Source organism: Roseomonas haemaphysalidis, from assembly GCF_017355405.1.
GTDB lineage: Bacteria > Pseudomonadota > Alphaproteobacteria > Acetobacterales > Acetobacteraceae > Pseudoroseomonas > Pseudoroseomonas haemaphysalidis.
Genome location: NZ_CP061181.1, coordinates 14,240 through 38,815 on the forward strand (window position 1 = coordinate 14,240; position 24,576 = coordinate 38,815).

The 24,576-nt window shown below is 62.3% G+C and carries 25 protein-coding genes and 1 pseudogene; 14 read left to right on the top strand and 12 right to left on the bottom strand.

Annotated features, from left to right (window positions below; translation table 11 throughout):
- Positions 1–204: 204 nt before the first annotated feature.
- The 3 genes from IAI59_RS22165 to IAI59_RS22175 form a co-directional block, all read right to left on the bottom strand.
- On the bottom strand, positions 205–465 hold the full coding sequence (locus tag IAI59_RS22165) for a hypothetical protein (protein ID WP_207419886.1): 261 nt from the start codon (positions 463–465) through the stop codon (positions 205–207).
- Between the two features lie 56 nt (positions 466–521).
- Positions 522–689, bottom strand: a complete 168-nt coding sequence (locus IAI59_RS22170) for a hypothetical protein (RefSeq protein ID WP_207419885.1) — start codon at positions 687–689, stop codon at positions 522–524.
- A 762-nt stretch (positions 690–1,451) separates the two neighbouring features.
- Positions 1,452–2,267 carry a hypothetical protein gene (locus IAI59_RS22175; RefSeq protein WP_207419884.1) on the bottom strand — a complete coding sequence of 272 codons (816 nt, stop codon included), beginning with the start codon at positions 2,265–2,267 and terminating at the stop codon, positions 1,452–1,454.
- 250 nt (positions 2,268–2,517) lie between these two features.
- On the opposite strand from IAI59_RS22175, the gene IAI59_RS22180 reads away from it, so the two are divergent.
- Positions 2,518–2,712, top strand: a complete 195-nt coding sequence (locus tag IAI59_RS22180; protein WP_207419883.1) for a hypothetical protein — start codon at positions 2,518–2,520, stop codon at positions 2,710–2,712.
- Between the two features lie 599 nt (positions 2,713–3,311).
- Here the strand turns inward: IAI59_RS22180 and IAI59_RS22185 are convergent.
- Positions 3,312–3,707: a DUF4112 domain-containing protein gene (locus IAI59_RS22185; protein WP_207419882.1), complete on the bottom strand. Its 396-nt coding sequence runs from the start codon at positions 3,705–3,707 to the stop codon at positions 3,312–3,314.
- A gap of 421 nt (positions 3,708–4,128) precedes the next feature.
- Between IAI59_RS22185 and IAI59_RS22190 the strand changes: the two genes are divergently transcribed.
- Positions 4,129–5,100 (top strand): Bug family tripartite tricarboxylate transporter substrate binding protein, encoded by a 972-nt coding sequence (locus IAI59_RS22190; protein ID WP_207419881.1) that lies wholly within the window; start codon positions 4,129–4,131, stop codon positions 5,098–5,100.
- 19 nt (positions 5,101–5,119) lie between these two features.
- Here IAI59_RS22190 and IAI59_RS22195 read toward each other — a convergent pair whose 3' ends face one another.
- Positions 5,120–6,016: a LysR family transcriptional regulator gene (locus tag IAI59_RS22195; protein WP_207444044.1), complete on the bottom strand. Its 897-nt coding sequence runs from the start codon at positions 6,014–6,016 to the stop codon at positions 5,120–5,122.
- A gap of 121 nt (positions 6,017–6,137) precedes the next feature.
- Here IAI59_RS22195 and IAI59_RS22200 point away from each other — a divergent pair, with 121 nt between their 5' ends.
- From IAI59_RS22200 to IAI59_RS22215, 4 genes are all read left to right on the top strand, one after another.
- Positions 6,138–7,199, top strand: coding sequence for an Ldh family oxidoreductase (locus IAI59_RS22200; RefSeq protein ID WP_207419879.1), 1,062 nt, complete (start codon positions 6,138–6,140; stop codon positions 7,197–7,199).
- 117 nt (positions 7,200–7,316) lie between these two features.
- Entirely contained in the window at positions 7,317–7,691 is a 375-nt protein-coding gene (locus IAI59_RS22205; RefSeq protein WP_207419878.1) for a thiol-disulfide oxidoreductase DCC family protein, read from the top strand.
- On the top strand, positions 7,688–8,182 hold the full coding sequence (locus tag IAI59_RS22210) for a DUF427 domain-containing protein (RefSeq protein WP_207419877.1): 495 nt from the start codon (positions 7,688–7,690) through the stop codon (positions 8,180–8,182). The genes IAI59_RS22205 and IAI59_RS22210 overlap by 4 nt, the downstream gene beginning before the upstream one ends.
- 371 nt (positions 8,183–8,553) lie before the next feature.
- Positions 8,554–8,829: a hypothetical protein gene (locus IAI59_RS22215; protein ID WP_207444046.1), complete on the top strand. Its 276-nt coding sequence runs from the start codon at positions 8,554–8,556 to the stop codon at positions 8,827–8,829.
- Between the two features lie 551 nt (positions 8,830–9,380).
- Here IAI59_RS22215 and IAI59_RS22220 read toward each other — a convergent pair.
- The gene (locus IAI59_RS22220) at positions 9,381–10,079 is read right to left on the bottom strand and encodes a ParA family protein (RefSeq protein ID WP_207419875.1); all 699 of its coding nucleotides are present in this window, start codon (positions 10,077–10,079) and stop codon (positions 9,381–9,383) included.
- Between IAI59_RS22220 and IAI59_RS22225 the strand changes: the two genes are divergently transcribed.
- From IAI59_RS22225 to IAI59_RS22240, 4 genes are all read left to right on the top strand, one after another.
- Positions 10,078–10,317 (top strand): hypothetical protein, encoded by a 240-nt coding sequence (locus IAI59_RS22225; RefSeq protein WP_207419874.1) that lies wholly within the window; start codon positions 10,078–10,080, stop codon positions 10,315–10,317. The genes IAI59_RS22220 and IAI59_RS22225 overlap by 2 nt on opposite strands.
- A gap of 223 nt (positions 10,318–10,540) precedes the next feature.
- Positions 10,541–11,008: a hypothetical protein gene (locus tag IAI59_RS22230; protein ID WP_207419873.1), complete on the top strand. Its 468-nt coding sequence runs from the start codon at positions 10,541–10,543 to the stop codon at positions 11,006–11,008.
- A 187-nt stretch (positions 11,009–11,195) separates the two neighbouring features.
- A complete protein-coding gene (locus IAI59_RS22235; RefSeq protein ID WP_207419872.1) occupies positions 11,196–11,657 on the top strand; it encodes a carboxymuconolactone decarboxylase family protein in 462 nt (153 codons plus the stop codon).
- A gap of 2 nt (positions 11,658–11,659) precedes the next feature.
- The gene (locus IAI59_RS22240) at positions 11,660–12,595 is read left to right on the top strand and encodes a sigma-70 family RNA polymerase sigma factor (RefSeq protein ID WP_207419871.1); all 936 of its coding nucleotides are present in this window, start codon (positions 11,660–11,662) and stop codon (positions 12,593–12,595) included.
- A gap of 142 nt (positions 12,596–12,737) precedes the next feature.
- On the opposite strand, the gene IAI59_RS22245 is transcribed toward IAI59_RS22240, so the two are convergent.
- Positions 12,738–13,133: a VOC family protein gene (locus IAI59_RS22245; protein ID WP_207419870.1), complete on the bottom strand. Its 396-nt coding sequence runs from the start codon at positions 13,131–13,133 to the stop codon at positions 12,738–12,740.
- Positions 13,134–13,418: 285 nt separating this feature from the next.
- Between IAI59_RS22245 and IAI59_RS22250 the strand changes: the two genes are divergently transcribed.
- Positions 13,419–15,020: an ABC transporter substrate-binding protein gene (locus tag IAI59_RS22250; RefSeq protein ID WP_207419869.1), complete on the top strand. Its 1,602-nt coding sequence runs from the start codon at positions 13,419–13,421 to the stop codon at positions 15,018–15,020.
- Positions 15,021–15,227: 207 nt separating this feature from the next.
- Here the strand turns inward: IAI59_RS22250 and IAI59_RS22255 are convergent, their stop codons facing one another.
- The gene (locus IAI59_RS22255) at positions 15,228–15,647 is read right to left on the bottom strand and encodes a hypothetical protein (protein WP_207419868.1); all 420 of its coding nucleotides are present in this window, start codon (positions 15,645–15,647) and stop codon (positions 15,228–15,230) included.
- 315 nt (positions 15,648–15,962) lie between these two features.
- Between IAI59_RS22255 and IAI59_RS22260 the strand changes: the two are divergent.
- The 3 genes and pseudogenes from IAI59_RS22260 (at position 15,963) to IAI59_RS23500 (ending at position 17,675) form a co-directional block, all read left to right on the top strand.
- Positions 15,963–16,786 (top strand): annotated as a pseudogene (locus tag IAI59_RS22260) (helix-turn-helix transcriptional regulator).
- A gap of 369 nt (positions 16,787–17,155) precedes the next feature.
- Positions 17,156–17,323, top strand: a complete 168-nt coding sequence (locus tag IAI59_RS23495; protein ID WP_207419866.1) for a class I SAM-dependent methyltransferase — start codon at positions 17,156–17,158, stop codon at positions 17,321–17,323.
- Entirely contained in the window at positions 17,283–17,675 is a 393-nt protein-coding gene (locus tag IAI59_RS23500; RefSeq protein WP_207419904.1) for a hypothetical protein, read from the top strand. Before IAI59_RS23495 ends, IAI59_RS23500 begins: the two co-directional genes overlap by 41 nt.
- 244 nt (positions 17,676–17,919) lie before the next feature.
- Here IAI59_RS23500 and IAI59_RS22270 read toward each other — a convergent pair whose 3' ends face one another.
- The 4 genes from IAI59_RS22270 to IAI59_RS22285 all read right to left on the bottom strand — a co-directional run bounded on the left by IAI59_RS22270 (position 17,920) and on the right by IAI59_RS22285 (position 24,189).
- On the bottom strand, positions 17,920–19,422 hold the full coding sequence (locus IAI59_RS22270; protein WP_207419865.1) for a class I SAM-dependent DNA methyltransferase: 1,503 nt from the start codon (positions 19,420–19,422) through the stop codon (positions 17,920–17,922).
- Positions 19,423–20,280: 858 nt separating this feature from the next.
- Complete coding sequence (locus tag IAI59_RS22275) at positions 20,281–21,954, bottom strand: AAA family ATPase (RefSeq protein ID WP_207419864.1); 1,674 nt, start codon at positions 21,952–21,954, stop codon at positions 20,281–20,283.
- The gene (locus IAI59_RS22280) at positions 21,941–23,710 is read right to left on the bottom strand and encodes a restriction endonuclease subunit S (protein WP_207419863.1); all 1,770 of its coding nucleotides are present in this window, start codon (positions 23,708–23,710) and stop codon (positions 21,941–21,943) included. The genes IAI59_RS22275 and IAI59_RS22280 overlap by 14 nt, the downstream gene beginning before the upstream one ends.
- Positions 23,707–24,189 carry an HVO_A0114 family putative DNA-binding protein gene (locus tag IAI59_RS22285; RefSeq protein WP_336512634.1) on the bottom strand — a complete coding sequence of 161 codons (483 nt, stop codon included), beginning with the start codon at positions 24,187–24,189 and terminating at the stop codon, positions 23,707–23,709. Before IAI59_RS22285 ends, IAI59_RS22280 begins: the two co-directional genes overlap by 4 nt.
- Positions 24,190–24,576: the final 387 nt, after the last annotated feature.

The following is a 24,576-nucleotide window of genomic DNA, read 5'->3' on the forward strand; positions in this document are numbered from 1 at the left end:
TCGCAGCTGATAGCGATGGTTGCCGCATGTAGCACGGCTAGACGAGAAAAACCGGCTCTCCGATAGCTCTCCCGATGGAAGGCCAGCTCTTTATCGACTGACGTTGTGGCCGGGTGGGTACAAAAGATGGAGGGTATTGGCACGGGACTGTCGCACGCCCCCTTCGGAGGTGACTGAGGCGTTGCTTGTAAGGAAAGGCCACCCTTAGTGTGGGCGCAACTCCCCCCAATCGGCGTTCCAAACTCCGAAGGGGTCAATGATGACTAGCGGCGCCATCAGCGCCTGAGATTTCCGGATTCCATCGTCGATCGCAAGCGCGGCGCTGCGCTGCACCGTACCGGCGCTGCTTGGCAAGTCGCCCGGCGTTGCGGGGTTGGCCTTGGCCCCGGGCGGCAGCACCACACCCACCAGCGCGCCGCTGTCATCCTCCGTGATATAGACGGCGACCTCGCTGGGCAGCGCCACCTCGCGGCTGCCGAAGATTCCTCTGCCTATCATCCACGTTTCTCCCATTGCAGTCGTTACTGCAGGAATGGTTTAGCACCACGCCCCGCGCGCCCCAGAGCAAACTTTGCTGAACGCTTGGGCTTCAGCACCGCTCCAACATTGCTAGGCAGATCCGGTCGGCCGGGCAGCCGCATCATCAGCAGAATGCTGCCGGAGCTGTTGCCAAGCAGGGTCCCACTCATCTCCTGCCTTTCCATTGGATAACTATTTCCCCCAAGTCAGAGACTCTTTCACGCCAGCAGGTGCCCTCCCCTGCCCTTTCACTACCGGTTATCGTGCTTGATGATTGAAGATGCGTCCTGCGCCCTGTTTCATGCACTTACGATTAGACGTCCCACTCCAGATTTTCTTTTTATGTAAATATCTCTTGCCATGCTGCACCGCAGCAACGCATGCTCAAGCAAGGTTGGGGAGGACAATATAAGGATGCTCCCCATGCTCGAATTGTCCGCCCTAGCTATCCTATCCGCTTTGATCATCGCACACGTCGCAGCGCGGATCGCCATCGACAAAGCCGACCTGCCACCGATGCCGCAGGTGCCATTCGGCAGCTAATCTTGTTGGATCCCGCCATGACAGCGCCGCCAGGCCAGCGGCGGCGCTGTCATCGGTGTGGGGATACGCTGGTGGTCTTTCCGTCGCTATGGCCCGTCAATATCGGGCCTCACCTGCAGGGGGCGTCCTGGTGCCACAGTTCGCCGCCGTTAAGGATGTCAGCAACCGACACTTCCACGATATTGATACTTCTTGGCGCAAAGTTGGCTACGAGAGTAGGGGCAGACATCGCGTCGCTGCCAATGTAAGCGACTGCTTCACGCCGATCTCCAGCAGTCCGCTTGTCATCGCTATTTGCCCAAAATCGGACATGTCTCATCGGCCGTCTCAAGGCAGATCCAGGTGGACGTGGTTGCTGCGTCGGCCAAGTGGCCTTCACGAACTGGCTTTCAGGGGTGATCACCACTCTCCGCCAGCAGTTCGCCGAGACCAAAGCTCCGGAACGTCGCGTTCAGGCGCTCATCCAGTGAGATATAGAGGCCAAGCAGTAGAGTGGCCTTCTGTCGTATTGTTCGGGATGTCCTGGCAAGTTCGACGAGCCTGGGTGGATCTCCGAACGCGGTCTCGGCGTAAGTATTGAAATCGTTTTCCACCGAGGTCGCCCCGTAGGACGACAGAAAACCGTCGTGCCCCTCGTCGCCTGCCTGAAGCAGGGCATCGCGCGTGCTCTCGATACTCTGCCAGCCGACAGGCAGAGTTGCTATCCAGCGCGGCACCAATGCCGGAGACCGTGCCAGGATAAGCGAGCTGAACTCGTGATGTACACCAAGCCGCGCCGTTTCGTGGATGCCGCCCGGCCCAAACACCGGGTTGGCAGACAAGATAATCCAGGCAGGCCCATATGTACCGCCGGCGCTTACCCCTTCACAGCGCAGGTTTCCACAAATGAAAATGGCCCGGCAATACTTCGCAATGAACCCAGGAGGATAGAGGGCGAGCGAAGTGGCGATGCCGTCGAGTGCAGGGCGGAGATTGTCGAACACGACCGGATCCGCCTCACAGCTCGGGATGACGGCGTCTGTTGCTCCAAATGGCGGCGTGTAGAACTGCGCTGGATTACCGAAGCCGATCAGCAAACCGTGCCGTCTTCCGATCGCCTTGGCCCATGCGACCAAGTCGTCCAGGGCAGGTTCCGGGCTTCCATGCGACAGGAGCACGCCTTCGGCGGCTAGCACGGTGCCGAGGATGAGGGAGCGTCTGCGCATCGGATCAGTGCTGTGCCGGCAGTTTGAGGGCATTCTGCCACAGGGGTGCAACGGCCGGCGAGATCAGGCCTGGGTCGAGAGTGGTCATCTCGCGGCCTGTCCCAGGCACAGCCAACCGGAGCTTCCGGAGGATTGATGTGTCCGGCGCCATCAAAGCCTTATGCTTGGCGAAAGTGAAGCCCGGAACCACCCTGCAAGCCAAGCCACAGCTCGCCGAAACGTCTGTGGTACGAGCAAGAGGCGCGTCTAGTTGCCGGCGATCGCCGCCGCGACCATGGCGAGCGTCGCATGGCCCGGCGGTCCGGCCCGCGCAACGCCGCCGGCCGCGTCCGCAGCGTGCGGCGATCTTCTGGCGGAAGCCAAGCGCAAGCCGGCCGGGCTCGTTTTCATCGGCTGCATGGCTCTGCGAGGGCGGCAAGTCCAGTCACTGCGCGCCAGCCACTGATGGCAGGCAAGCAGGCAGTGGCTGTGGAAGCAGTATTCAACCGAACGGCAGGGCTTACGCCGCTGCACCGCTCCTGCCACCAATAGGATGGGCCGGCGGGCAGCTTCACCGAGGCGTCCGGGCGGCAGCTACATAATCAGCATCGCCTCCGGCAAGACAATGACAAGGGACCGACGACAATGGCGTGCGATCCCCGTCTTTATCGTGATCGTCGACCGTTTCATCGAGGAGACCTGACGGCGCCCCTGCCGTCCCCGCGAAGTCTGTCCGCTGGGTCAGAGGCGGCTGAGGATGGCCGATGCTCTAACGGCGGCTTCTCAAGCACTCTAGTGGAAAGTAGAAAGCCTGCTTTCGGCCAGACCCGGCTGCAGCGTTTTGGAGATGACGGCTTGTGAATAGCCGCCCGGGAAAGCGCATCCAGCATTGCCGCGCAAGCAGCTAACTCCGGCGACCCACCCTTCTCAGACACCAGTCGACGATTCTTGATATGCGATAACAGCTTATCAGGCCCGGAAGACTAAGCGACAACTGGTTACCACCGCCTGCCTTTTGGAAGGCCGAACTCGTCCATTCGCAGCTCTTCCTCCGGCGGATCACATTCAGCGTGGCAGAACATCCCGCTGAGCCAGATGTCTCCGCACCAGCGCCATGTTGCGAAGATTGGCTCGGAAGAAAACGTCTCCGACAGAGCCGGCCAGGGGTACGGAGCTGATCAGCGTATCCAGGCCGACATTACCCATCATGCGAAGCAGTGTGCCGGTGGAGACGCCCAGTTTGCGGGCCTCCCAGATAATATACGCTGAGACGACCGTAGACACTGCCGGCCCCACGCCAGGCACCAGGCTCATCAGAGCGTCAGCACCAAAGCGGATGCCCGTGCCAGGAACCCGCCATTTGCTATCGAGCAGGCCAGCCAGTGCATCCAGGCGGGTCTGCGACCGACTGACGACGATCGGCTGGTTCGACGGGACAGCCGCAGAATTGTAGCGAGGCATGGTGCTCCCTTGCGTGACCCAATGGGATAGGTCGCTAGCAGAATAACGCTCCATATCGGACATTGGCACCGTCAGTAGTGGCTTATCGTCCTGATGCAGAAGAGGACGGCGAGGTGCCTTAATTTGGCACTGTAGGCCGTATCTCAGTCGGGCTTCCGTGGGATGAGCCACTGGACCCAGAGGCCAGGCCTCGCCCGAAGCACCGTCTGCTTCCCAGAGCGAACCGGGCAATGACACTTCGGCACGCCCCTGGCAGACTAGGCAACGATGCGTTCGACGCATCAATCCTTGAATCCGCGCATTTATCGTCTTACCGCAAACAGCCTAGGTCTATCTCAGAACCCCGGAGATGCCCTGCTGCCCCACCAAGCACTCGGTCGTTTTACAAGGGGCGGCAGAAACACGGTTGGGAACGTCCATAATGAACCGCAGGCATGTGCTGAAGTCCGCCCTCGCCCTTCCTGCCCTGGCCTATGGCCTGAGCAGCACGTCGGCGCAGGCCGAGCCGCTCTACCCCAGCCTCCGGCTGTTTATCCCGGCCAATCCCGGCGGCGGTTGGGACGGGCTGGGCCGCGCTATTGAGCATGTGACACGCCAGGCTCACCTGGTTGGCAGCGTGCAGGTGGAGAATGTCGGGGGCGCCGGCGGTACCGTCGGCCTGCCGCGCTTCCTGGCGCAGTACCGCAGCCGGCCAGAGGGCCTGATGGTGGCCGGCAGCGTCATGGTCGGGGCCGCCATCGCCAACAAGTCTCCGGCTGGCGTGCTGGACGTGGCGCCGGTTGCGCGCCTGACCGAGGAGGTCAGCGTCTTCGTCGTGCCGCCGGAGTCCCCCCTTAGGACCATGCAGGATCTGCTGGCTCGCCTGAAGGAGAACCCCGGCGCGGTGTCGGTGGCCGGCGGTTCGGCTGGCGGCACGGAACACATCACCCTGGGGCTGATCCTGAAGGCGCTGGGCCGTTCCGCACGGGAGGCGTCCTACGTGGCTTATTCCGGCGGCGGCCCGGCGCTCGCGGCAGTCCTGGGGGGCCAGGTCACGGCGGCCATCTCCGGTATCTCCGAATTTGGCGAGCAAGTGCGCGCCGGGCGACTGCGCGCACTGGCCACTACCGGAGAGCGGCGCGCCGGACCCGACGTGCCGACCCTCAAGGAGATCGGGCTGGATGTCGCACTGCCCACCTGGCGCGGCGTTTTCTGCGCGCCCGGTCTGACCGCAGCGCAGAAGGCGGCCCTGGTAACGCTGATGGAACGGATGCACGCCACGCCGGAATGGCGCGAAGCCCTGCAGCAGCGCGGCTGGGACGACGCCTGGCTGCCGGGCGAGGCGTTCGGCCGCTTCCTGGCCCAGGAAGTGGCGAGCACCACGACGGTGCTGACGGAGCTTGGCCTCGTCTGAGCCAGTTAAGCGTGGCGCCTTAGGTTCCTTCGCTGTCCTGGCCGCGGTGTCGACGTACCAGGGCAGCGAGGCATTGGGCTGCTGGCGACAAGGGCCTGGAGCGGCGATGAACGATGGAGATCGGCCGGTGGATGACGGGCTCCAGCAATGGGATCGCCCGCAGGTCCGACTGCCCGGCGGACAGCATGGCGATGCGCGGCAACACCGAAACGCCCAGCCCCGCGCGGATCAGGTGAAAGGCACTCGACATGTGCAGCACTTCGTAGCTCCAGGACAGGCGCAACCCGGTGCGGGCCAGGGCTTCCTGGATCAAAGGACGGTGCACACTCGTGCGCGCCGCGACGATCACGGGATAGTCCACCAGCTCCCGCCACAGCAGCTGCTCGCACTGCGCAAGTGCATGCCCGGCATCGCAAGCCAGCACGAAGGGATCGTCCAGCAGCGGTTGGACGTCCAAGTCCGTGTCCTGAACTGCATTGACCAGCGTGATGGCGAAGTCGGCCTCGCCCGACGCCACGCTCTGCAAAGCTTCCTGGGCCGTCATGTCGAGGATCCGCACGCGAACGCGCGGGTGCGTGGCACGCAAGGCGGCGAGGGCCGGCGGCATGAAGTACGGCACCGCTGTCTGCAGGCACGCCACGACCACCCAGCCGCGGTCCTGGCCACCCAGATCCTCGATGCCGTCCAGCGCGTTCTCCATTTCGTTCAACGCGCGCCGGAGCAGCGGCAAGACCTGCTGGCCGAGCACGGAGGGCGCCACATGGCGTGTCGTGCGCTCCAAAAGAGGCCCACCCAGTCTAGCCTCCAATCGCTGGATCCGGCGGCTCAGCGCCGGCTGCGACATGTTCAGCCGCGCCGCCGCCAGGCTGAAGCTGCGCAGGTCGAGTACCGCCATGAGGGCCTGCAGGTCCAGCACCTCGAAATTTATGCTCATCCAGCATGAGTAACGCCGGGCCAGTCCGTGCGGAAGACGCACTTGCCTACGACACACCACGCCATCGCCCCCTCCCCGCGAAACCGACCAAGGATGCATCCTGATGACACTTGTACCCGCCGAAACCCTGCGTGACTTCGTCGCTGACCTATACCGGGCGAACGGCTTGCCGGCGGAGGATGCGCAACTGGTGGCGGAGACGCTGGTGACGGCGGATCTCTGGGGGCACTCCTCGCACGGTGTCATGCGTGCACCCTGGTACATCGACCGCTTGCGCAGCGGCGTCATGCGGCCGGTGACCCAGCCGCGTAAGCTGGTAGACGCCGGCGCCATCGCCGTGCTGGACGCTGAGGATGGTGTTGGGCAGGTGGTCGCCGTGCAGGCCATGCAGGATGCGGTGCGCCGCGCCAAGGCACATGGCGTGGGCGTCGTCTCGGTCCGCAATTCCAATCATCATGGCGCGCTCGGCTACTTCACCCGCATGGCCACCGCGGAGGGCTGCATCGGCATGCTCACCACCAACGGCAGCCCGGCGATGGCTCCCTGGGGCGGGCGCAAGAAGCTGGTTGGCAACAATCCCTGGTCCATCGCTGCACCGGCTGGGCGGCACGCGCCGATGATGCTCGACATCGCCAACACGGTGGTGGCGCGCGGCAAGATCTTCCTGGCCCGGCAGAAAGGGCGGCCTATCCCCAGCCAATGGGCGATCGACGAGGATGGCAGGGCGACGACGGACCCTGTAACGGCGCTGAACGGCGTGATCCAGCCGATGGCAGAGCACAAGGGCTACGCGATCTCGGTGATGATGGACGTGCTGTCTGGCGTGCTATCCGGTAGCGGCATCCTGGACGAGGTCAGCGGACCTTATCAGGCGGAACGGCGCAGCCGGTGCGGCCACATGTTCCTGGCCCTAAACATTGCGGCCTTTGGGCCAGTGGATGCCTTCGCCGAGCGCATGGAGCGTATGGTTGAGCAGCTCAAGGCCGTGCCGCGCGTGCCGGGCTGCGACGAGGTGTTCTATCCTGGTGAGATCGAGGCGAAGAACGAGGTGCGCTATCGTCGCGAAGGATTGTCACTGCCGCGGAAGACGTTGGAAGACCTCGCTCAAGCAGCCATTCAGTGCCAAGTTCCGATACCGGGAAGTTGGCCAGCCAGATTGGCATGATGCCGGGTCGTCGGGCGCCCGGGGCTCGGTGTCCTGTTCATTGTTACTATGGTCCATCGACAGCACAGGCTGGCGCCGTGGGGTGACAACAGCGCCGGCCACTCCATCTGCCAGAACATGTCCCAGCTCCAGGTCTGGTACGACGGGTCCTGCCCGCTGTGCCAACGCGAGATCGCGCTGATGCGGCGGCTCGACCGTCGCGGCGCGATCGCCTTCATCGATGTCGCCACGCCGGAGGTCGCCTGCCCGCTCGACCGGGCGGCCCTGCTGGCGCGCTTCCATGCCCGGGAGGACGGTCAGATGCTGTCGGGCGCCGCCGCCTTCGCCGCCATGTGGCGGGCCATCCCCGTGCTGCGGCCCCTCGGCTTGATCGCGCGCCATCCCACGGTGCTGTGGCTGCTGGAGCGCGCCTACCGGGGCTTCCTGCGCGGCCGCCCTGCCCTGCAGCGCTGGATGCGGCGGCACACCCCCTCCCCCGGAGCCTCGCGATGAGCGTGGTACCCGATCCCGCCCGCCCCGGGCAGGAAAGCGTCTGGACGTTTCCCCGCCCCGCCGTGGCCGAAGCCTGCGCGCGGCACATCCGCATCCAGCATGCCGGCCTCCTCATCGCAGACAGCCGGCGCAGCGTCCGCACCTTGGAAACCAGTCATCCGCCCAGCTACTACCTGCCGCCCCAGGACGTGGCGATGACCCGGCTGCGCCCGTCCTCGCGCCGGTCTCTCTGCGAGTGGAAGGGCCAGGCGGTATATTTCGACCTGGTGCTGGACGGCATCGTGCTGCCGGAGATTGCCTGGAGCTACCCACGGCCCACCCCGGCCTTTCAGGCCCTCGCGGGGTATCTGGCCTTCTACGCCGCACTGTTGGATGTCTGCGAGGTCGACGGGGAGCGGGTGACACCGCAGCCCGGCGGGTTCTACGGCGGTTGGATCACCTCGCACGTGGCGGGGCCCTTCAAAGGCGGGCCGGGAAGCCTCGGCTGGTAGCGGGTCAAGCCCACCGCCCGCGATGTGGGATCAACCCTGGCGCTACCCCTACCTTACCCCCGAGCGTGCTGCAGAGAGCAGGGCGCCGCTGGCCGTTGGTCCCTGTCCCGGCAAGCCACGCACACCTCATCCACCGGCTGATCCACAGCTCTGTCCCCGTGATCTGTGGATATCCCGCTCGTCGAGGCGCCGCAGAAATCTAGCTTCAGCTCGGCGATCAGAGAATCGATCATAGGGAGGTGGCAGGCCTCCTATCGCTGGGGATCCGGCTAGGCCATCACTCTTGCCGAATGCACAGGGTCAGGGTGCAGCGGCGCGCAGCTTCAGCGTGACCGGGCATCATTGCCAGAGCCATCTAAGATCATCGCGGCATGTTCTTGATCTGGTCGGGATGGGGCATCTTGGTGGTGTCCATCGTGCTCATCACCTCTGTGGTGATGGGCGGCCTGTTGCAAGCGGTGTTGACCGCCGCCGGGTGGCCGGACCTAGCCTTCCTGGCTGTCTTCGCAGGCGGCATGGCGGCGGCCAATTGGGTGGTCGACAAGCGCCTGAACAGCGCGCCCCCGCAAGAATTGCTGGACCCGCGTTCCAACGAGCGCGTCCTGTTGTACCGCCGGCGCAAACTGTTCTGGAGCCTGATGCAGTAATGGTCGATCCCGGTGGCGATCGCGGCGCTGGTGCCGCTACTGGCGTTGTTCGCGAAGTAAGAACAGCTAGAGAGAATTCCCCCTTTTTTGCCTTTTCGGCGAGATTCTATCTTACGCAGAATGCCCATGGTAAGCCGATTAACCGAATATTCGAATAGCCGATCCCCCGGCAGGTCGGACTACCGGTATGTCGGACTACCGGTATGTCGGAAACCCGAATAATCGGATAGCCGATATGTCGAACTTCTGCCTAGAGAGACTTCCTGGGCATTTTTCGTAGGTCTACAAAATCCGCTGCCACTACAGGGAAGCCTGCATCACGAAGAATCTCGAGTATCAGCGTTGTAGCTGAGATCTGGCGTTTTGCTGCTCGGGTCTTGAGCTCTACAGCGACAGCCTCAGGCAACGCGAACTCCATACCCTGCCGTTTAGGCTTGGTAGTGCGGACTGAAGCAGCTGCTGGCATGCTGGGCAGCACTCTATCTGCTAGCGGCTGCAGCCGCTGCCGTAGTTCATCGTCATTTAGGTCAGGCAAGGGGATCGCAGGGCGCTTAGCCATTGTCCGTCCATCCAAGTAGTTTTGCTACCTCATCACCAATCGCAGTCACATTGCCGGCAGCCCCCCCTTCTGGGTCATCTTCCCATGGCGGGGTGCCAGTATAAGTCATCAGCCGGAACGCCGTCCGTTCCATCAGTTCAGTGGACAGAATTGGCAAGCCGCGTTCGGCAAACTGCTTGCGGCTATGGTCCACTACCCTTTGTCGAAGTACCGGAGTGCGAGAGAGAACCACGCGAGTAGTGATCTCCCTTCGCGTCAGATCAGCCGCCTGCTCTACTACCGCATGGGTCTTCATCGCCTCTACCACATCGAAGAGTGATGGTTGAGCCGGGATCAGGACGAGGTTTGCTTTGCCACATGCATAGAGCATCGCCTGGTTGGCTGTGCCCTCCAGATCGATGACAATCAGCCCAGCCCGTTTACTTGCTTCAGCAACGGCCGCCAGAAGCGTCTCCCCGTTTGCTACCTCAGCCCTGACGCCCCTCGCCTTGCCCCGGCGAATCGCTTGATAGAGAGTTTGATTCGGATCCGCATCAATGCATTCGACCATCCGACTATCCGGTATATCGGCTTGCCGACTATCCGACATATCGGATAGTCGGCGCGCTAATTCAGTAGCGAGGCAAAAAGCGAGCGTGGTCTTGCCTACGCCGCCTTTTGTGCTGGCTAAAGCCAGGATTTGAGGTGCCATGGCTGAGATGATCCGGTATGTCGGGTTATCGGTCAACCGATATGTCGGAAAATCGGATATCCGACTTATCGGTTATCCGGAAGTATTAGAGTTCAATGGTTTAGATGGGATTGCTGTTACGCAAGATGTTGATCTTAGGCGTGTTGGAAGCCATGCTGAGGCGTGGCCTCGAATCTCCGGCGCCACAAAGGAAAAGGGGTCGCCCCAGCAGAACTGCCAGAACAACCCCTTCCCGTGAATATGACCTATCCCGCCTGCCAGGGCGGAACCGGAGCCTAGTGCTGCTCCTAAGATAGGCGTCTGCGCTTTCAACCGCAAGATTCGCGGAACGGGAAACTGCGTCCTGTTGGCGGCCCAGGAGCATGGGCATGCCTGTATCCTCACGCCCGGCCCGTGCCGGGTCCGTGCGCGTTGCCGCTTGGCAGCGTCAGCGCCTCGGCGATGCCGATCGCCGGAGCATCATGGACGCCGCCCGTCGCCTGGAGCGGCTCACCCACCGGCCTGGCCTGCATGGCGGCGCCTTGCGCCGCACCGGCATCATCGTGCTGTGGACGCTGCTGTACCGCGGGCCATCGCGGCACGGCGTTTGCGACCCTTCGATCGGCCAGCTGGCCGCCTGGGCAGGCTGCGCCCGCTCCACGGTGCAGTTGGCGCTCGAGCGTATCGAGGCGGCCGGCATCATGGGTCACGTCCGCCGCGGCCTGGTGGTCGGCGGCCGCTGGTGTCAGTGGACCTCGGCCTATCTCTTCGCCAGCCCAGCACAGTGGTCGCCAAGCGATACCGAAGCCCGGTCAGCCGAAGTCTCTCAGATAAAAAAGAAGGCTCAGGAGAGGTGTCAGCAGGGTAGGGGGACACCGCTTTTGGAGACAGAGCATGTCGCATTAGCCGCGAAGTGGGGGCTGGCACAGATGTCCGAGGGTGTTGGATAGCCTTGAACGGTCGTTGAGGGCGGGACTGCGAGTAGGCCATTGATCAAACGACTGTTTGGGGGAGGGCAATCGCAGCGGAGCCATCTGCTCGAACCTCTGCCGATCTCGGCCAAAGTTTTGCCCGGCACGTCACATCCGGCGTCGCTATCTCGTCTTATGCGCGGAACCTTTGACAGGATCAGCCGCCATGACCCCCCGCCTGAACTACGCCGCCGCCGCACCCCAACTGCTGCACGCCATGATGGCCCTGGAGAAGGCCGTGACCTCTGCCGGCCTCGAGCACAGCCTGATCGAGCTGGTGAAGACCCGTGCCTCGCAGATCAACGGCTGCGCCTTCTGCATCGACATGCACACCCGCGACGCCATGAAGGCTGGTGAAACAGCCGCGCGGCTCTTGCTGCTGGATGCTTGGCAGGAAGCACCGCACTACACGGACCGCGAACGCGCCGCCCTGGCCTGGACCGAAGCGCTGACCTTGGTCGCCGAGACCCATGCACCGGACGCAGCCTATGACGGGCTGCGCCCCCACTTCTCCGACGCGGAGATCGTGCAGCTTTCCGTGCTGATCGGCACCATTAACGCCTGGAACCGCCTGGCCATCGGCTTCCGCAGCGTGCCCGCCCGGCACCCCATCACCGCGGCTGCCTGAGCGTGACCGGTGAGCCCGATCCTGCAGCGCACTTCACGCCGCTGCGCGCCGAGCTGATTGGGCTCGCCTACCGCATGACCGGCTCCTTTGCCACGGCGGAGGATATCACCCAGGAGGTCTTTCTACGCTGGAACGCCACGGATCGGGCGCAGATCACCACGCCCCGCGCCTGGTTGCTCAAGGTCGCGGCGCGGCTGAGCCTGGATCACCTCAAATCCGCCCGCCATCGACGGGAAACCTATGTCGGCCCCTGGCTACCGGAGCCCATCCTGGGACCAGAGGAGCCGCCACAGCAGGCCGCCCATGAGCGGGCCCAGGACATCTCCGTCGCCTTCCTGCTCACCCTGCAGCGGCTGTCACCGGCCGAACGCGCCGCCTTCATCCTGCACGACCTGTTCGAAACACCCTTCGCCGAGATCGCCTCCCTGCTGGGCCGCGGCGAGGCCGCCTGCCGCCAGCTAGCCACGCGCGCCCGCGTGCATCTGGGCGAAGCACACCCCCGCCAGACCGTGACCGAGGAGGACGCCCAGCGCATCGCCCGGGCCTTCTTCGCGGCGTCCCGCGACGGCAGCGAAGTTGCCTTGCAACAGCTCCTGGCCGGTGACGTGGTCCTGCACACGGATGGCGGCGGCATCCGTAACGCCGCCCTGAACCCGATCCACGGGGTCGACAAGGTCACGCGCTTCTTTGCAGGGCTGTCCCGTAAGGGGCGGCTCTCGCACGTCCCACTGCTGCACCTCGGCCGCGTCAACGGCTTGCCAGGCTACATCACGCTGGAAGCCGATGGCCTGCCACAAACCACGGCGCTGGACGTGCGGGATGGCAGGATCGTGGCGATCTATGTGGTGCGGAACCCAGAGAAGCTCGGGGCTGTCCAAGCTCGACTCAGCGAAACATTCGCCGCTGGTCAGCAAGATGCTGTCACCAACTGTAGTTAACAGTTTGCCTCAGTATGACCAGCCCATTCCGGGGTTAGACATGGGTCTAGGAAAATTGGCTTCTACTGGCAAGCTGCCGCTCAGTAGAGCGGCAGCCTCCTGACCAATCCATCATTCGCGGGAAGGTTTTACCAGCCCAATATTACGAAGGGCGGTATATGGCGCATAGCTTGTTGCCGTCGGGATCGCGAACGTACGCCAGATGGATCGTCCCCATCGCCGACTGGCGTGGTCCTGGCCCGTCCTCGATCGAGGTGCCACCATTGGCGACTGCTACATCGTGGAACTGACGGACTTGCTCGGGTGAGTCGCATGAGAAAGCGACAGTGCTGCCGTTAGCAACCGTCGCGGGCTCGTTGTTGATGGGCTTCGTCACGATGAAATTTGCGCCGCGGTCACTGCGGTAGAAGAGCCGGGTGTGACCGCTGCTTGCCATGTTGATCGTCGCTTCGCCGACGCCCAGCGTACCGAGCAGCGCATCATAGAACTGCTTGGATTGTTGGATATCGTTGGATCCCACCATCGTATGAAACAGCAAAATCTCTCTCCCTAAAACATCGACACCAACTGCGATGGTGCGTCTTGATTACGATCTCATGCAGCCTGCTGTTGGTAGCAGCTTCTACCCTGAACACCCTACCGACAAGCGACAACGATTGCTTCAGATCGACTGGCGACACAATCAATGGAGTGAGCTGTGGCCTCCCTACAGCCAAGCACAATAAGCCGGGAATACCACGCCCCTGGTGACCTGGGGCTGGGTGGTCGTGGTGCGGCCGCCGTCCTAGCCTCTTGTAGGATCAGAGCCGAGGAGCGCCAAACGATGAACCCATTCATCACCACCTGCGGATCACGTGCCCGCCTAGCCGGGCTACTGGGGTTAGGCGTGTTGCTGGCGGCGGACCCGGTCGCGGCGCGCGACCTGACCATCGCCGTGGGCGGCTCTGCCATCTCGATGGACCCGCATTTCTATAACTCGGGCACGGCCAACGCCCTGACGCTGCATGTCTTCGACCGGCTGATCAACCACGACTCCCAGGGCCGCATGACCCCCGGCTTGGTGGAAAGCTGGAAGCCGGTGGAGGACACCGTTTGGGAGTTCAAGCTACGTCCCGGCGTGACATGGCATGACGGGCGCGACTTCACGGCCGACGATGTCGCCTTCTCACTGGCGCGCCTGCCGAGCGTGCCCAACAGCCCGGGCGGCTTCGGCGGTTTCGTGCGCACCGTCACAAGGGTCGAAGTGGTCGACCCGCTGACGCTGCGCGTCCACACCAAAACGGCCTATCCCTTGCTGCCGTCCGATTTCTCCTCCTTCTCCATCGTCTCGCGCCATGTGGGTGAGGGGGCCGCGACCGAGGACTACAACAGTGGTAAGGCCGCCATCGGCACCGGTCCTTACCGCCTACGCTCCTACCGCGTCGGCGACCGAACCGAGTTCACTCGCAACGATGCCTATTGGGCTGGCGCGCAGCCCTGGGAGCAGGTGCATTACCGCTTCATCCCGAATGCCGCCGCGCGCAGCGCCGCGCTGCTATCGGGCGATGTGGACATGATTGACCAGGTGCCCGCCGCCGACCTGCCCCGGCTGCGGCGCAGCGAGGCGGTGCGGATCACCGAGGCGCAAAGCGCCCGCGTCATCTTCCTGAACTTCGACCGGTCCCGCCGCGGCAACCTGCCTTTTGTTACGGACAACGCCGGCCAGCCGCTGCCCGCCAACCCCTTCGACGATCTTCGGGTGCGCCGTGCCTTCACCATGGCCATCCAGCGCGATGCACTGGCCGAGCGTGTGATGGAGGGTACCGCCCAGCCCGCAGGGCAATGGCTGCCGCCCGGCACCGGCGGCTACAACCCCGAGGTCCTGCCGCCGGCCTATGATCCAGAAGGCGCACGGCGCCTGCTGGCCGAGGCGGGCTTTCCGCAGGGCTTCCGCCTGACCCTGCACACCTCCAACGACCGCTATCCCAACGATGCCAAGGTGGCGCAGGCAGTGGCCCAGATGTGGACGCGCGTCGGCATCCAGACGCAGGTGGAGGCGCTGCCCTCCACCACCTATTCGCCGCGCTCGGCGCGGCAGGACTTCGCCTTGCGACTGGGTGGCTGGGGCAGCAGCAGCGCGGAAGCTTCTTCGGCGCTGGTAGGCATCATGGGCACCTATGACCGTGCGGCGGGCACCGGCGCCGCCAATGTGGGGCGCTATTCCAACCCCGAGCTGGACGCGTTGCGCGACCGCGCCCTGGCAACGCTGGACGACATGCAGCGCGACGCCCTGCTGCGCCAGGCGGTGAAACTGGCCATGGACGACGTGGCGATCATGCCGCTGTTCACCCTGACCAACATCTGGGCCACCCGCGCCGGCATCGACTACGAGCCACGCATGGATGAGGCTACGCTGGCTATGTCCGCTCAGCCGGCAAAGGACTGACAGGAAGGGAGGGAAGGGGCCTTACGGTCCCTTCCTTTTATTGGCATGTCGTGTGCTGAAAATACCGCAGGGTCAGAATCGCCCGGCATCGAGATAGGACCATTGAAGCAAGCAAAAAGGTAAACGCCTGCTTGTTACGTCCTATCACGATAAGCAACGATTATCGTGCTTTACAGACAAAGCGCGACGGATGTTCGACGACGCGTTCTAGGCTTTCGTCAGCCTTTTGCGCGGACGAAGCGGCCCGTAAAAGCCACTCCATTCCATGCCCAATGCGTTGGCTCGCTCGGCCAGCACTCCAGGTGCCGATAGCAAGCTCACGACGGGTGAAGCCATGATCACTGGGTCATTCAGCAGCCGCCCGATATGCCGTCCTCGCGACCACAACAGCCCGAACAACAGAACCAGCATCAGCAGCAATCCCCATGTCACGAGCCCTTGGCCAAAAATGTATAGGCCGTAGGGAGGCGACAGGATCGTACTGAGCTTGGACAGGCCAACGCCCACGACTGGCAAGAGGATCAGGAAGCCTAGCAGCTCCAATGGTAACCGGCGGAAGATGCGGAGGGCGGCATTCACATCCTCGACTGGCACGTCGTCGAGGGACAGTTGCTCATCGTTCACCATGCTTCACAGAGCCTTTCGCGTCGACATAACCTTCGGGCGCGGAGAGGCATCCGTCCAGGGCGCAGAGGCGGGAATGGTATGTGACATTCCGGAGCTTCCCGCCGCCCTTGACGTATGCCAAGGCACAGTAAGACCACTTGGAGTAGGCAGAAGTCAGATTGTGGTGATCATCGCCTGACGACTCATTTGGCGCGCGCTTCCAGGGGTTATCGTGTCTTAAGGGGTGGCGGGAGGATTTGGTGAGAGTGGAAGTAGACCATTGGTCTCGCGCCGGGCGCTCGTTGGGCTATCGTTCTGCAAGGCAGGGGGCCTTGGATGAGGGAGCGGAGGATCGTGGCAGGCAGCCTTCATCGGGCAGAGCAGTACCGATCCTCTATTCCAAGCATCGAGGCTTTCGCCCTCGTATCGACCATTCCTTCCCCCGGCACGCTCACGATGGTTTCGGCATCGGCGTGCTAACCGAGGGCGCGCATCGCTCATGGAGCGGTATCGGGCATGTCGAGGCGGTCGCCGGTGACGTCATCACCGTCAATCCTGGCGAAATGCATGACGGCGATCCCGTGCGCGGCGCGGCACGGAGCTGGCGGATGCTCTACCTCGATCCCAGTCTGGTCGCCCAGGCGTTGCGCCAGGAGTTGCGCTGGGAGGCGGAGATTACCCGCCCCGTCCTGCATGATCCTCTCGTCGCGACGTTGTTCGAACAACTGTTCGTCGCGCTGACGGAGCCGATCCCCGATGCTCTCGGCACGGAGGAGGGCCTATTGCGGCTGCTCGCCCTTCTCCTAGCCCGGCACGGCAGCCGCCCGCTGCCCGTCGCCGGTCCGCCGCCCCCCGTCGCCCTGGCCTTGCGACGCCTTGCGGAGGCTCCGGAGCGCCCCGCCACCCTGACGGAACTGGCCGCCCTGTCAGGGGTGAGCCGCTTCCAACTGCTGCGCGGTTTCGCGCGGGCCGTGGGAGTGACCCCGCACGCCTATCTGTTGCAGCAGCGCGTGCGCCTGGCCCAGCGGCTGCTAGCAGCCGGCCAGCGCCCCGCCGAGGCTGCGGCCGGGGCCGGCTTCCCGGACCAGAGCCATCTCACCCGCGCCTTCCGCCGCCAACTTGGCGTCACTCCGGCCCGCTACCGCGCCGCCGTGGCTTGAGCAGCTCAGCGCAATCGCGTTCAAGATCGCCCTCCCGAGCCGGCAGTAGCATGGCGCCACGGTGACAAGGGAAGCATCCATGCGCTCAGGGTACGTCCACGGCTATGAGGAAGCGGAGAGCCGGCGCCTGAATGATAAGGCGGTGACGCTGGAGATTCGGCTGCACCACGGCACCGCCTACCCCCCCGGCAGTACTGTGCTGGAGGTGGGATACGGCGTCGGAGCGCAGACCGTGCTGCTTCTCCGCAATAGCCCGGGCGCTCCCCTCACCTGCCTTGACCTTTCCGCAAGTTCACTGGCCGGGGCCGAGGCGCGTATCTGAGCCGCCGGCCTGCCGCAGCCAGAGTTCCGGCAGGGAGACGTGCGCTCATGCCCTTTGGGGATGCCAGCTTCGATCATGTCTTCGTCTGTTTCGTACTGGAACACTTGGCCGACCCGGCAGCGGCGTTGGGCGAGCTCCAACGGGTGCTGCGGCCCGGCGGGAGCCTCACCGTCATTGAGGGCGACCACGGCTCTACCCTTACTCCACCCCAATGACCCTGCTGCCCGGGCCGTCATCCGCTGCCAGGTCGCGCTACAGCGCGTGACGGGTGGGGACACCGAGATCGGCCAGCAGCTCTACCCCTTGCTCGCGGCAACCGACCTCCACAGTCTTCGCGTCTCACCTCACCTGGTCTATGTGGACGTTAACAGGCCGGAGCTGGTGGACGGCTTCATTCGCCGAACCTTCACCGCCATAGTGGCGAGCGTGCGGGACGAGGCGGTCCGGACCGGACAGATAGAGGCAGGAACCTTCGATACCGGCATCCAGGCTCTGCACCGAACGACCGAGGGGGATGGAACTTTCTGCTACACCTTCTTCAAGGCAACTGCCCTTCGGGAAGGGTGAAGTTCATAGTCCATTGAAAGGCTATCGCCGGGGAGGGTGGGAAGCAGCTGTAGAGTGGACGCCTCGAGATGTCTGCTTCACCCCCCAAAATTGGAATCCTGCCGAGATCGTAGAGAACCTTGTAGTCCGTGATGTGCTCGCGGCTCGTAGAGGGGGCTGTTGGGATAAGCGCGTGTCAGGCAGGAACTCAATTCGGCTGTTTGTTCCTCGGTTCTTACCCCCGCCCCACGCTCAAGCATTCTGCTTACTCCGACTCTTCGTACCTCACGGCCGACTTCCTGGGCGATACGAGGGCCAAGTGGTGGAGGGCGCGTGTGAGATCCTCGGCGATCAAGCGCGAAATTTCGTCGATCCTGTCTGTTCCCAAGCTATCGCTGGGGCCTTTATCCACCTCACGCACTAGGTCCAGGCGGCAATCGGCGCTAGCGAGGATTACATCCTTACTGAATCGCTGCCACCGGTCGGAACTGCTTGTCGAAGCGGCAACCGTCGCGCGCCCCTGAATATCGCCCGGTCTATACAGATGGATGAATTCCTCAAGGTCACTTCGTTGCAACGGCTTCGTCTTAAGCGTAAATCGGTTTGAAGCCCGAAGGTCATAAACCCAAAGGTCTGGCTTGGACGACTCCGACCGGGCGGTTAGTTTGTCGAAAAATAGGACATTGGCTTTAACGCCCTGCGCATAGAATAGGCCGGTCGGCAGTCGGAGCAGCGTGTGTACGTCATGCATCTCCATCAAGCGCCGTCGCACCAAGGCGGCGGCTCCGCCTTCGAACAGCACGTTATCCGGCACGACTACCGCGGCCCGCCCCGCAGGCTTCAGCAGGCTGGAAATGTGTTGGAGAAAGTTTAACTGCTTGTTGGCGGTACGAACCCAAAAATCAGGTCGAACGATTGTCAGATCGTCCTGAGGACGGGCGGCACTCCGTTCGTCTGCTGCGTAGGTCACGCTACCTTTGATGCCGAACGGCGGGTTGCTGAGCACCACGTCGGCCTTCGCCCGCGGTCTCCGATGTAGGCTGTCTTCGCATACGATTGGCAGTTCGTCGTCCGCGCTCCCCGAAACACCGTGCAGGAGAAGGTTCATAGCAGCCAGGCGTGCCACTTCCTCGACCAGCTCCGTGCCACGCAACGCCCGTGTCGCCAAATGCCGTCGTTGGGCACGAGTCAGCGTGAGGCTTTTTGCTTGAATATGCCGGTGAGCTGCTAGCAAGAAGCCTGCGGTGCCACATGCTGGGTCACAGATTACCTCACCGGGGCGCGGATCAACGCACTCGACGATCGCCTCTGTAAGAGGGCGAGGAGTGAAGTACTGCCCGGCGCCGCTTTTCGTATCCCGTGCGTTTTTCTCAAGCAAACCTTCGTACGCATCGCCTTTGAGATCGGCAGAGAGACCCGTCCACTCCATGGTTCCAATTAGGTCAAGAACGAGGAGGCGCAGCTTGGCCGGATCGCGAACTTTATTCCTAGCGTTGCTAAATACGAGTCCGAGCATGCCCCCGCAATTTCCAAGGGCAGACAGAACTACCGTATAATGCCGATGCATCGCTGCGGCATCGAGATTGAGCAGTGATGACCACGAGAATTTTGCTGGAATCGCTTCTGAACCCTGCTCCTCAGACATTTTGAGGAACAGCAGGTATGTCAGTTGCTCGACATAGTCCGGGTACGACAGGCCGTCGTCGCGCAGCACATTACAGTACTGCCATAGTTTGCGCACGAGAGAGGCAGCATTGGGTTCAGTCATTGAGTCGAGCCGCCGGAATGTGTCTCAAAACGTAGCGCCTAATCCAGTCACGATCACTGAAGCGGTGAATATAAGCCACAGCTGCCCGGGAGTACGTAGCTCGGTCCTGTGCCATTCTAATAAGGTCACGCGCTATAGCCTTCAAGGTGTCTCTGGCTCCTACCTCTCCTCGTCGGAAAGCCAAGTCGGCTCTGTCGCCGTCGAGCACTTTTAAAAACACGCTAGTGTAGAGGTCACGTCTGTCACTGACGAAAGCGGGCCAATCAAGATGAAGGTAGATCCTTGAATCTTCGACACGTCTCGCAGCCGTCGCATCGCTTGCATGCTCCGGAGCGATCGCTATCCGTCCGTCGATTTCGAAAGTAAGTAGCGGCGGATCGGACGGATCGGTCGGATCAAGCAGCGTCGGACGCTCGCGGCAAACGTCGCTTGGGCGCTTCCAGCGTTCCTGCTCATCGAGCAGGGGAAAACGGTCGCCTTTGCCATGTGTGACACCCGTCTCTGGGTTCTCACGCAAACGGTTTGCGCGATGGCAGCTCAGACGGAAGTTTCGCCAGTGAAGGGCCTCCCACCAATAACCTCCATGCCCAGGTCGTTCGGCTATGCGGCCCTTCGGTCGATAGTGATCTACGTCATCATCGGTGCCAGGATTGCGCGACTCTGTATACCAACATTTTTCACCAAACACGGCTTGGAACACCGATCGAAACGCCACCCACTGCCCTCGATTGGCTGCGATAAGTGCCCGCCGGGTTGCAGCGTCTCCGGCAGCGGAGACCGCTTGCCGGGCGGCTTCCGTAGCCTCGATGAGTGGTTGAACGTCGGGACGGCCCACTAGGAGGTCGAGGTCAATATATCTCACTCGCGGGCCGCCCTTTCGGCTTTAGCTTCCTCCGCAATCTCTGCCGCTATTTCGTCGGCGAGAGCGTCCCGCTCCTGCATATGCTCTGGCGATATTTGGACCGCCTCTTGCCATTCGGGCTTCGCCCGCTCAATCCATTGTGGAAGGAATCTTTGAAGGAAAAGCTGGTAGAGGGGATCACGATCGCTCTTCCAAAACCCTTTCCGGTTGAGCCGATCAGTCACATCTCGCAACGTTTGTTGCTGTTCGACGGAAATATTTTCTTCTACAGCTAGTTTTCTTTGCTCCTCAAGCTCGTGCTGTGTTTCCGTGTCCAAACCTGCTGCTGGCAAGCGGAAGAGATCGCTTGCGAGGATCGCTTGAATACCCATGCCCCGCGGATCACTCATCGGCGGCTCAGCGATCGCTCTTCCAGCAGTGTCACGTCGAAGGATACGAACCTGTGTTTGCCCTAACCCAGCGAGTACGAGCGGGTCGTGGGAAGACATGATGATGTGACAGCTTTCTCCTCGCTCCCGCGTGCGGATAAAGCGATCAAGAAACTCCAGGTATTGTGTGCTCCACACAGGATTGAGATGTGTGTCCGGCTCGTCGAGGAGGAACAAGGCGTCGTCACGCGCCGTAAATTTTAGTAACCCCAATACAAGTAGGAGCTGCTGCTCACCCTCGCTCAGTTCGCGGTAGGTAACGGCGCCGCCGCCGCTCTCTGTCGTCAAGCGTACCCGCGTCCGGACGTCGTGATCCCCGATTACGCGCGACAGGTGTGCGCTTTCCAGCGCTGTAAAAAAGGCATATTGGTCGCCGTAGGACTCATACACCTGGTGAAGGTCTTCAGCCTTCGGCAGAAACAGGTAAAGTCCTTCCACAGGCCCGTCTCTGCCTAGATCCGCAGGGATGCGCCGAGCCATACGCGCCGGCAACAGTGCTACCTCGTAGAGCCGCTCGAGGAATGTCCGTATCTCACCCTCAGCATGCCAAAAGCGTGCATCCCCCCCCTTTTTACGGGCGTTGCCCCACGAAGGCTTCCTCAGTGCAAACAGCACACTGTCAAGACCGTCGATCTGTAGGTGCTGACGTAAGAACGCACGGTCTCGCTCGGCGTCGTCTCCCGGTGCCATGAAGAACGCAAGGAGCGCGAACTGGCCATGCATCGTCTGCGCGTAGAAGAGGCGACGCAGCGCGTTGGGATCGTCAACAGCCCGCCCACCTCTTTGTTCTGGTGATTTAATGATCCAACGGTAGTAGCGTTCCTCGTGCGTCCTATAGAGGCCAGCTAACCTATCACTTGGCCCCGAGTAATAACCGAACACAAACGCGGGTCGGTAGAGTGGCCGTCCGTCATCGTCGACTTCCATAAAACGCTTCCGCGGCAAGTCAGCGTATGGTTCTTCTGTTCCCTTAGGTCTGGCGCGAAAGCGTGGGAACTGCTCGGCTGTGTCGGCGATTACTTCGACGTCGTGCTCGCGGCAACGGTATTTTAGCCGGTATTGAAAAGCTGCCGCCTCGTCGAGATCAAGGTTGCGAAAGATTATCGTGATTGCCTCAATAAGATTCGACTTGCCTGCTCCATTTTCGCCGACGAGCACGGTATACGGCGAACCCTCATCAAAATCGATGTGGAAGTCCTTTAGGTTTTTGAAACTTCCGACCGTGAGTTCATCCAGCCGCATCGGGCATGCTCTCCAACAGTGCATTCTCTGACGCGTCACCAAGCACGCGAACGGCATTCCCTAGCTCTTCTCGCAAAGCGAGATAGAAGAGTTCGACATCGTCAATCTCACTGCCGTCGTACCCAGCCCTAGCAAGCAGCTCGGGAAGACGAAGAGGTCGCCCGGCGGCGCGAAGCGAGGCAGCAAGACGGCCACCAGCGGCTACCGTGTCGTCATCCTGAATCGCGCTAGGATTCATTGTAAGCTCCTCATCGTCGGGCGGTTCTCTGGTCCTTCCCTGCACGGGCAAGGTGGTATCACCAGGCACAGGACCGAGGCGGTCAAGAAGCTCCGTGGCAGGCTCGTCGGCAAAATCTTGGGGCACCAGCGCACCCGTCACCGCAGCCAAGAGCAGCTCAGCCTCGAGACCGGGCATCCTTTTAAGCGCTGCACTGATGGCCTCCGCTTGCGAGCGGGATGCTTCCAACCGCCGACGCGCTTCTGCAGCGATGCGGATTTGACTCTCAAGTGGTGGCAGCGGGAAAGGTAAGACGGCTAAACGTCCTAATCCGAGGGTCGCCAAATTGGTGGACCAAGTTGCGACCGATCGGAACACTCCAGAATGCAGGTAGTGCCGGAACACGAGTAGGGCGTACTCGCCGTCAATACCGGGTCTGGGACGAAAGCGGGCCAAGTGGTTTTGGAACGCAAGGTGGCCGAGATCCTCACGCAAGAGCGCCGGTCGTCCGATAAGTTCCGGGCTCTGCCCTACGTTGAGCAGGATGTCGCCCGAGCGTACCGCATAGGCCTCCTGTTCAGCAGGTGTGAAATCCATAGATGTGAGGTCGTCAAAGGTAATGGCGTCTTCTTGGACGTTTGCAACACGGAGGTAAGCCATAGGACTGCCGCCGGCTTTCCGTCCAGACGAGCGTTGGCGTCCGAGCTTCAACTCGCCTGCTTCCGCGACGCTCACCCAGCGCCACCCGACCGGGAGGGGTTCCGTCCACGCGCCTTCGGAGGGTTCACGCACGCCTTCGCCGCGCGATCCCTCAAACAGGGAATGCTGGTCGCCATCCAGCGTGATGGTCGCAAGCGGGCGCTCCGGTTCGGCTGGGGACAGGCCTCCGGGCTCGTTTTCCTGCATGAGCCGGCCTCGTGCGGCCGCTGCGACAATCTCTCGGTCCTGTTCACGAACTCTCGCGAGCGCGGATGTCAGCAGGGCCCGCGCTTCCACAATCCCATCCATACGGGCCTGCACCTCGCCAGCGATGCGGTCCTGCTCCGCTAAGGGAGGAAGCGGAAACGGAAGCGCAGTCAATCGCGTAACGCCGAGGTGTTGGATACCGACCCCACGCGCGGTCCGAGCGAAGGCACCTGATGTTGCGAAGTGCCGGAACACGATCAGGGCGTAGCCCGGCGCGACGGCATGGGGGCGAAAGCGGATCACCGTGTTCTGAAAGCAGCACGCGGGTGCGTCATTGGGCCAGAGAGCGGCCCGCCCGACCTGCGCCGCGCTCCCAGACGCCTCAGTGAGCACCACGTCGCCCTGCCGAAGGTCGAAGGTCCTCCGCTCAGCGGGAGTGAAGTCCATGTAAAGGAGATCAGACAGTTCGAGACCGGCAGGCGTGATGTTGGCGGCTCGGATGTACGGCGTGGGGTGCAGTCCCGTCTGCGCACCTTGTGACTTCTGCTTACCGACGCGGACGCTACCTACATGCCCCACAGTCACGGTGGCCCAGCCTCTTGGCCCTTCTTGGGCGTTCTCCGGCATGGTCATGCGGTCCGCTGCCCTGCCATACGACGCGCAGCGCTGGTAACCGGGAGGTCGAGCCTGATGCCATGGTAGCGCACTTGAGGTCTTAGCATGCGACCTTTGCCACGCTGCAGTTCCACTAGCCCGTGCCGCTCCATCGTACGCAGCGTGCGTGACAGATTTGGCTTCGCACGCCCTGAAAGTATGGCTAGCTCTGCTAACGAGGCCGGCTCTCGCTCGGCTATTAGCGATAGTAGCTCGCGGTTTCGGTCCGACAGCACGCGGGTAAAGCTTTCGAGCGAGGCAAACCAGACACGCGGCTCTTCGGCAGTGGGGTGGCATTCCCCGCGTGCGATACCTATCGTCCGCGCCTTCATCTCCTCGTAGGCCGCAATCCCCACCTGGAGCACGCCGCCCTTACCGGTTACACTCATAGCAACACCCATTGCGCACGCAGCACTGCATCCACCTCCGCTAAGGTTTGCCGGGTAGGGTCGTAGCATCTACGTACTCACAGCCCTGCACCATCCATTGATAATTCTTGCAGTCCGACCTCGTCGACCGCCAGCACCTGGGACTAGCGCCCTCTGCCACCAAGTAGGCGTTGTCGAAGCCAACCAACCACATGCCATCGGGGCCGTGCAGCGTGAGCGAGCTGTCGACGCCTTCGGACCTTCCTGGCGCCACCGCCACTTGACTGACCACAAACTTGACTTGATGCCGACCAGCGGCGTCCACGGACAGTGTTCTGGCCATCGAGTTCGAGCAACAGGTCCAAGCTTAATTTTCGGTCAATTTGTCACATATGATGAGTTATCTGTAACTGATAACACAGTCAATGGTGATCTGTCGTATCCATGGCAGGAGGCGCCCCCCCACGTCGATCTGAC

Bases quoted from the DNA above. Each gene is read 5' to 3' on its own strand.
- IAI59_RS22170 (WP_207419885.1), bottom strand. From the start codon at position 689: ATGAGTGGGACCCTGCTTGGCAACAGCTCCGGCAGCATTCTGCTGATG.
- IAI59_RS22175 (WP_207419884.1), bottom strand. From the start codon at position 2,267: ATGCGCAGACGCTCCCTCATCCTCGGCACCGTGCTAGCCGCCGAAGGC.
- IAI59_RS22185 (WP_207419882.1), bottom strand. From the start codon at position 3,707: ATGCCTCGCTACAATTCTGCGGCTGTCCCGTCGAACCAGCCGATCGTC.
- IAI59_RS22190 (WP_207419881.1), top strand. From the start codon at position 4,129: ATGAACCGCAGGCATGTGCTGAAGTCCGCCCTCGCCCTTCCTGCCCTG.
- IAI59_RS22200 (WP_207419879.1), top strand. From the start codon at position 6,138: ATGACACTTGTACCCGCCGAAACCCTGCGTGACTTCGTCGCTGACCTA.
- IAI59_RS22205 (WP_207419878.1), top strand. From the start codon at position 7,317: ATGTCCCAGCTCCAGGTCTGGTACGACGGGTCCTGCCCGCTGTGCCAA.
- IAI59_RS22210 (WP_207419877.1), top strand. From the start codon at position 7,688: ATGAGCGTGGTACCCGATCCCGCCCGCCCCGGGCAGGAAAGCGTCTGG.
- IAI59_RS22215 (WP_207444046.1), top strand. From the start codon at position 8,554: ATGTTCTTGATCTGGTCGGGATGGGGCATCTTGGTGGTGTCCATCGTG.
- IAI59_RS22225 (WP_207419874.1), top strand. From the start codon at position 10,078: ATGGCTGAGATGATCCGGTATGTCGGGTTATCGGTCAACCGATATGTC.
- IAI59_RS22220 (WP_207419875.1), bottom strand. From the start codon at position 10,079: ATGGCACCTCAAATCCTGGCTTTAGCCAGCACAAAAGGCGGCGTAGGC.
- IAI59_RS22230 (WP_207419873.1), top strand. From the start codon at position 10,541: ATGGACGCCGCCCGTCGCCTGGAGCGGCTCACCCACCGGCCTGGCCTG.
- IAI59_RS22235 (WP_207419872.1), top strand. From the start codon at position 11,196: ATGACCCCCCGCCTGAACTACGCCGCCGCCGCACCCCAACTGCTGCAC.
- IAI59_RS22250 (WP_207419869.1), top strand. From the start codon at position 13,419: ATGAACCCATTCATCACCACCTGCGGATCACGTGCCCGCCTAGCCGGG.
- IAI59_RS22255 (WP_207419868.1), bottom strand. From the start codon at position 15,647: ATGGTGAACGATGAGCAACTGTCCCTCGACGACGTGCCAGTCGAGGAT.
- IAI59_RS23495 (WP_207419866.1), top strand. From the start codon at position 17,156: ATGCCCTTTGGGGATGCCAGCTTCGATCATGTCTTCGTCTGTTTCGTA.
- IAI59_RS22270 (WP_207419865.1), bottom strand. From the start codon at position 19,422: ATGACTGAACCCAATGCTGCCTCTCTCGTGCGCAAACTATGGCAGTAC.
- IAI59_RS22275 (WP_207419864.1), bottom strand. From the start codon at position 21,954: ATGCGGCTGGATGAACTCACGGTCGGAAGTTTCAAAAACCTAAAGGAC.
- IAI59_RS22280 (WP_207419863.1), bottom strand. From the start codon at position 23,710: ATGACCATGCCGGAGAACGCCCAAGAAGGGCCAAGAGGCTGGGCCACC.
- IAI59_RS22285 (WP_336512634.1), bottom strand. From the start codon at position 24,189: ATGCTACGACCCTACCCGGCAAACCTTAGCGGAGGTGGATGCAGTGCT.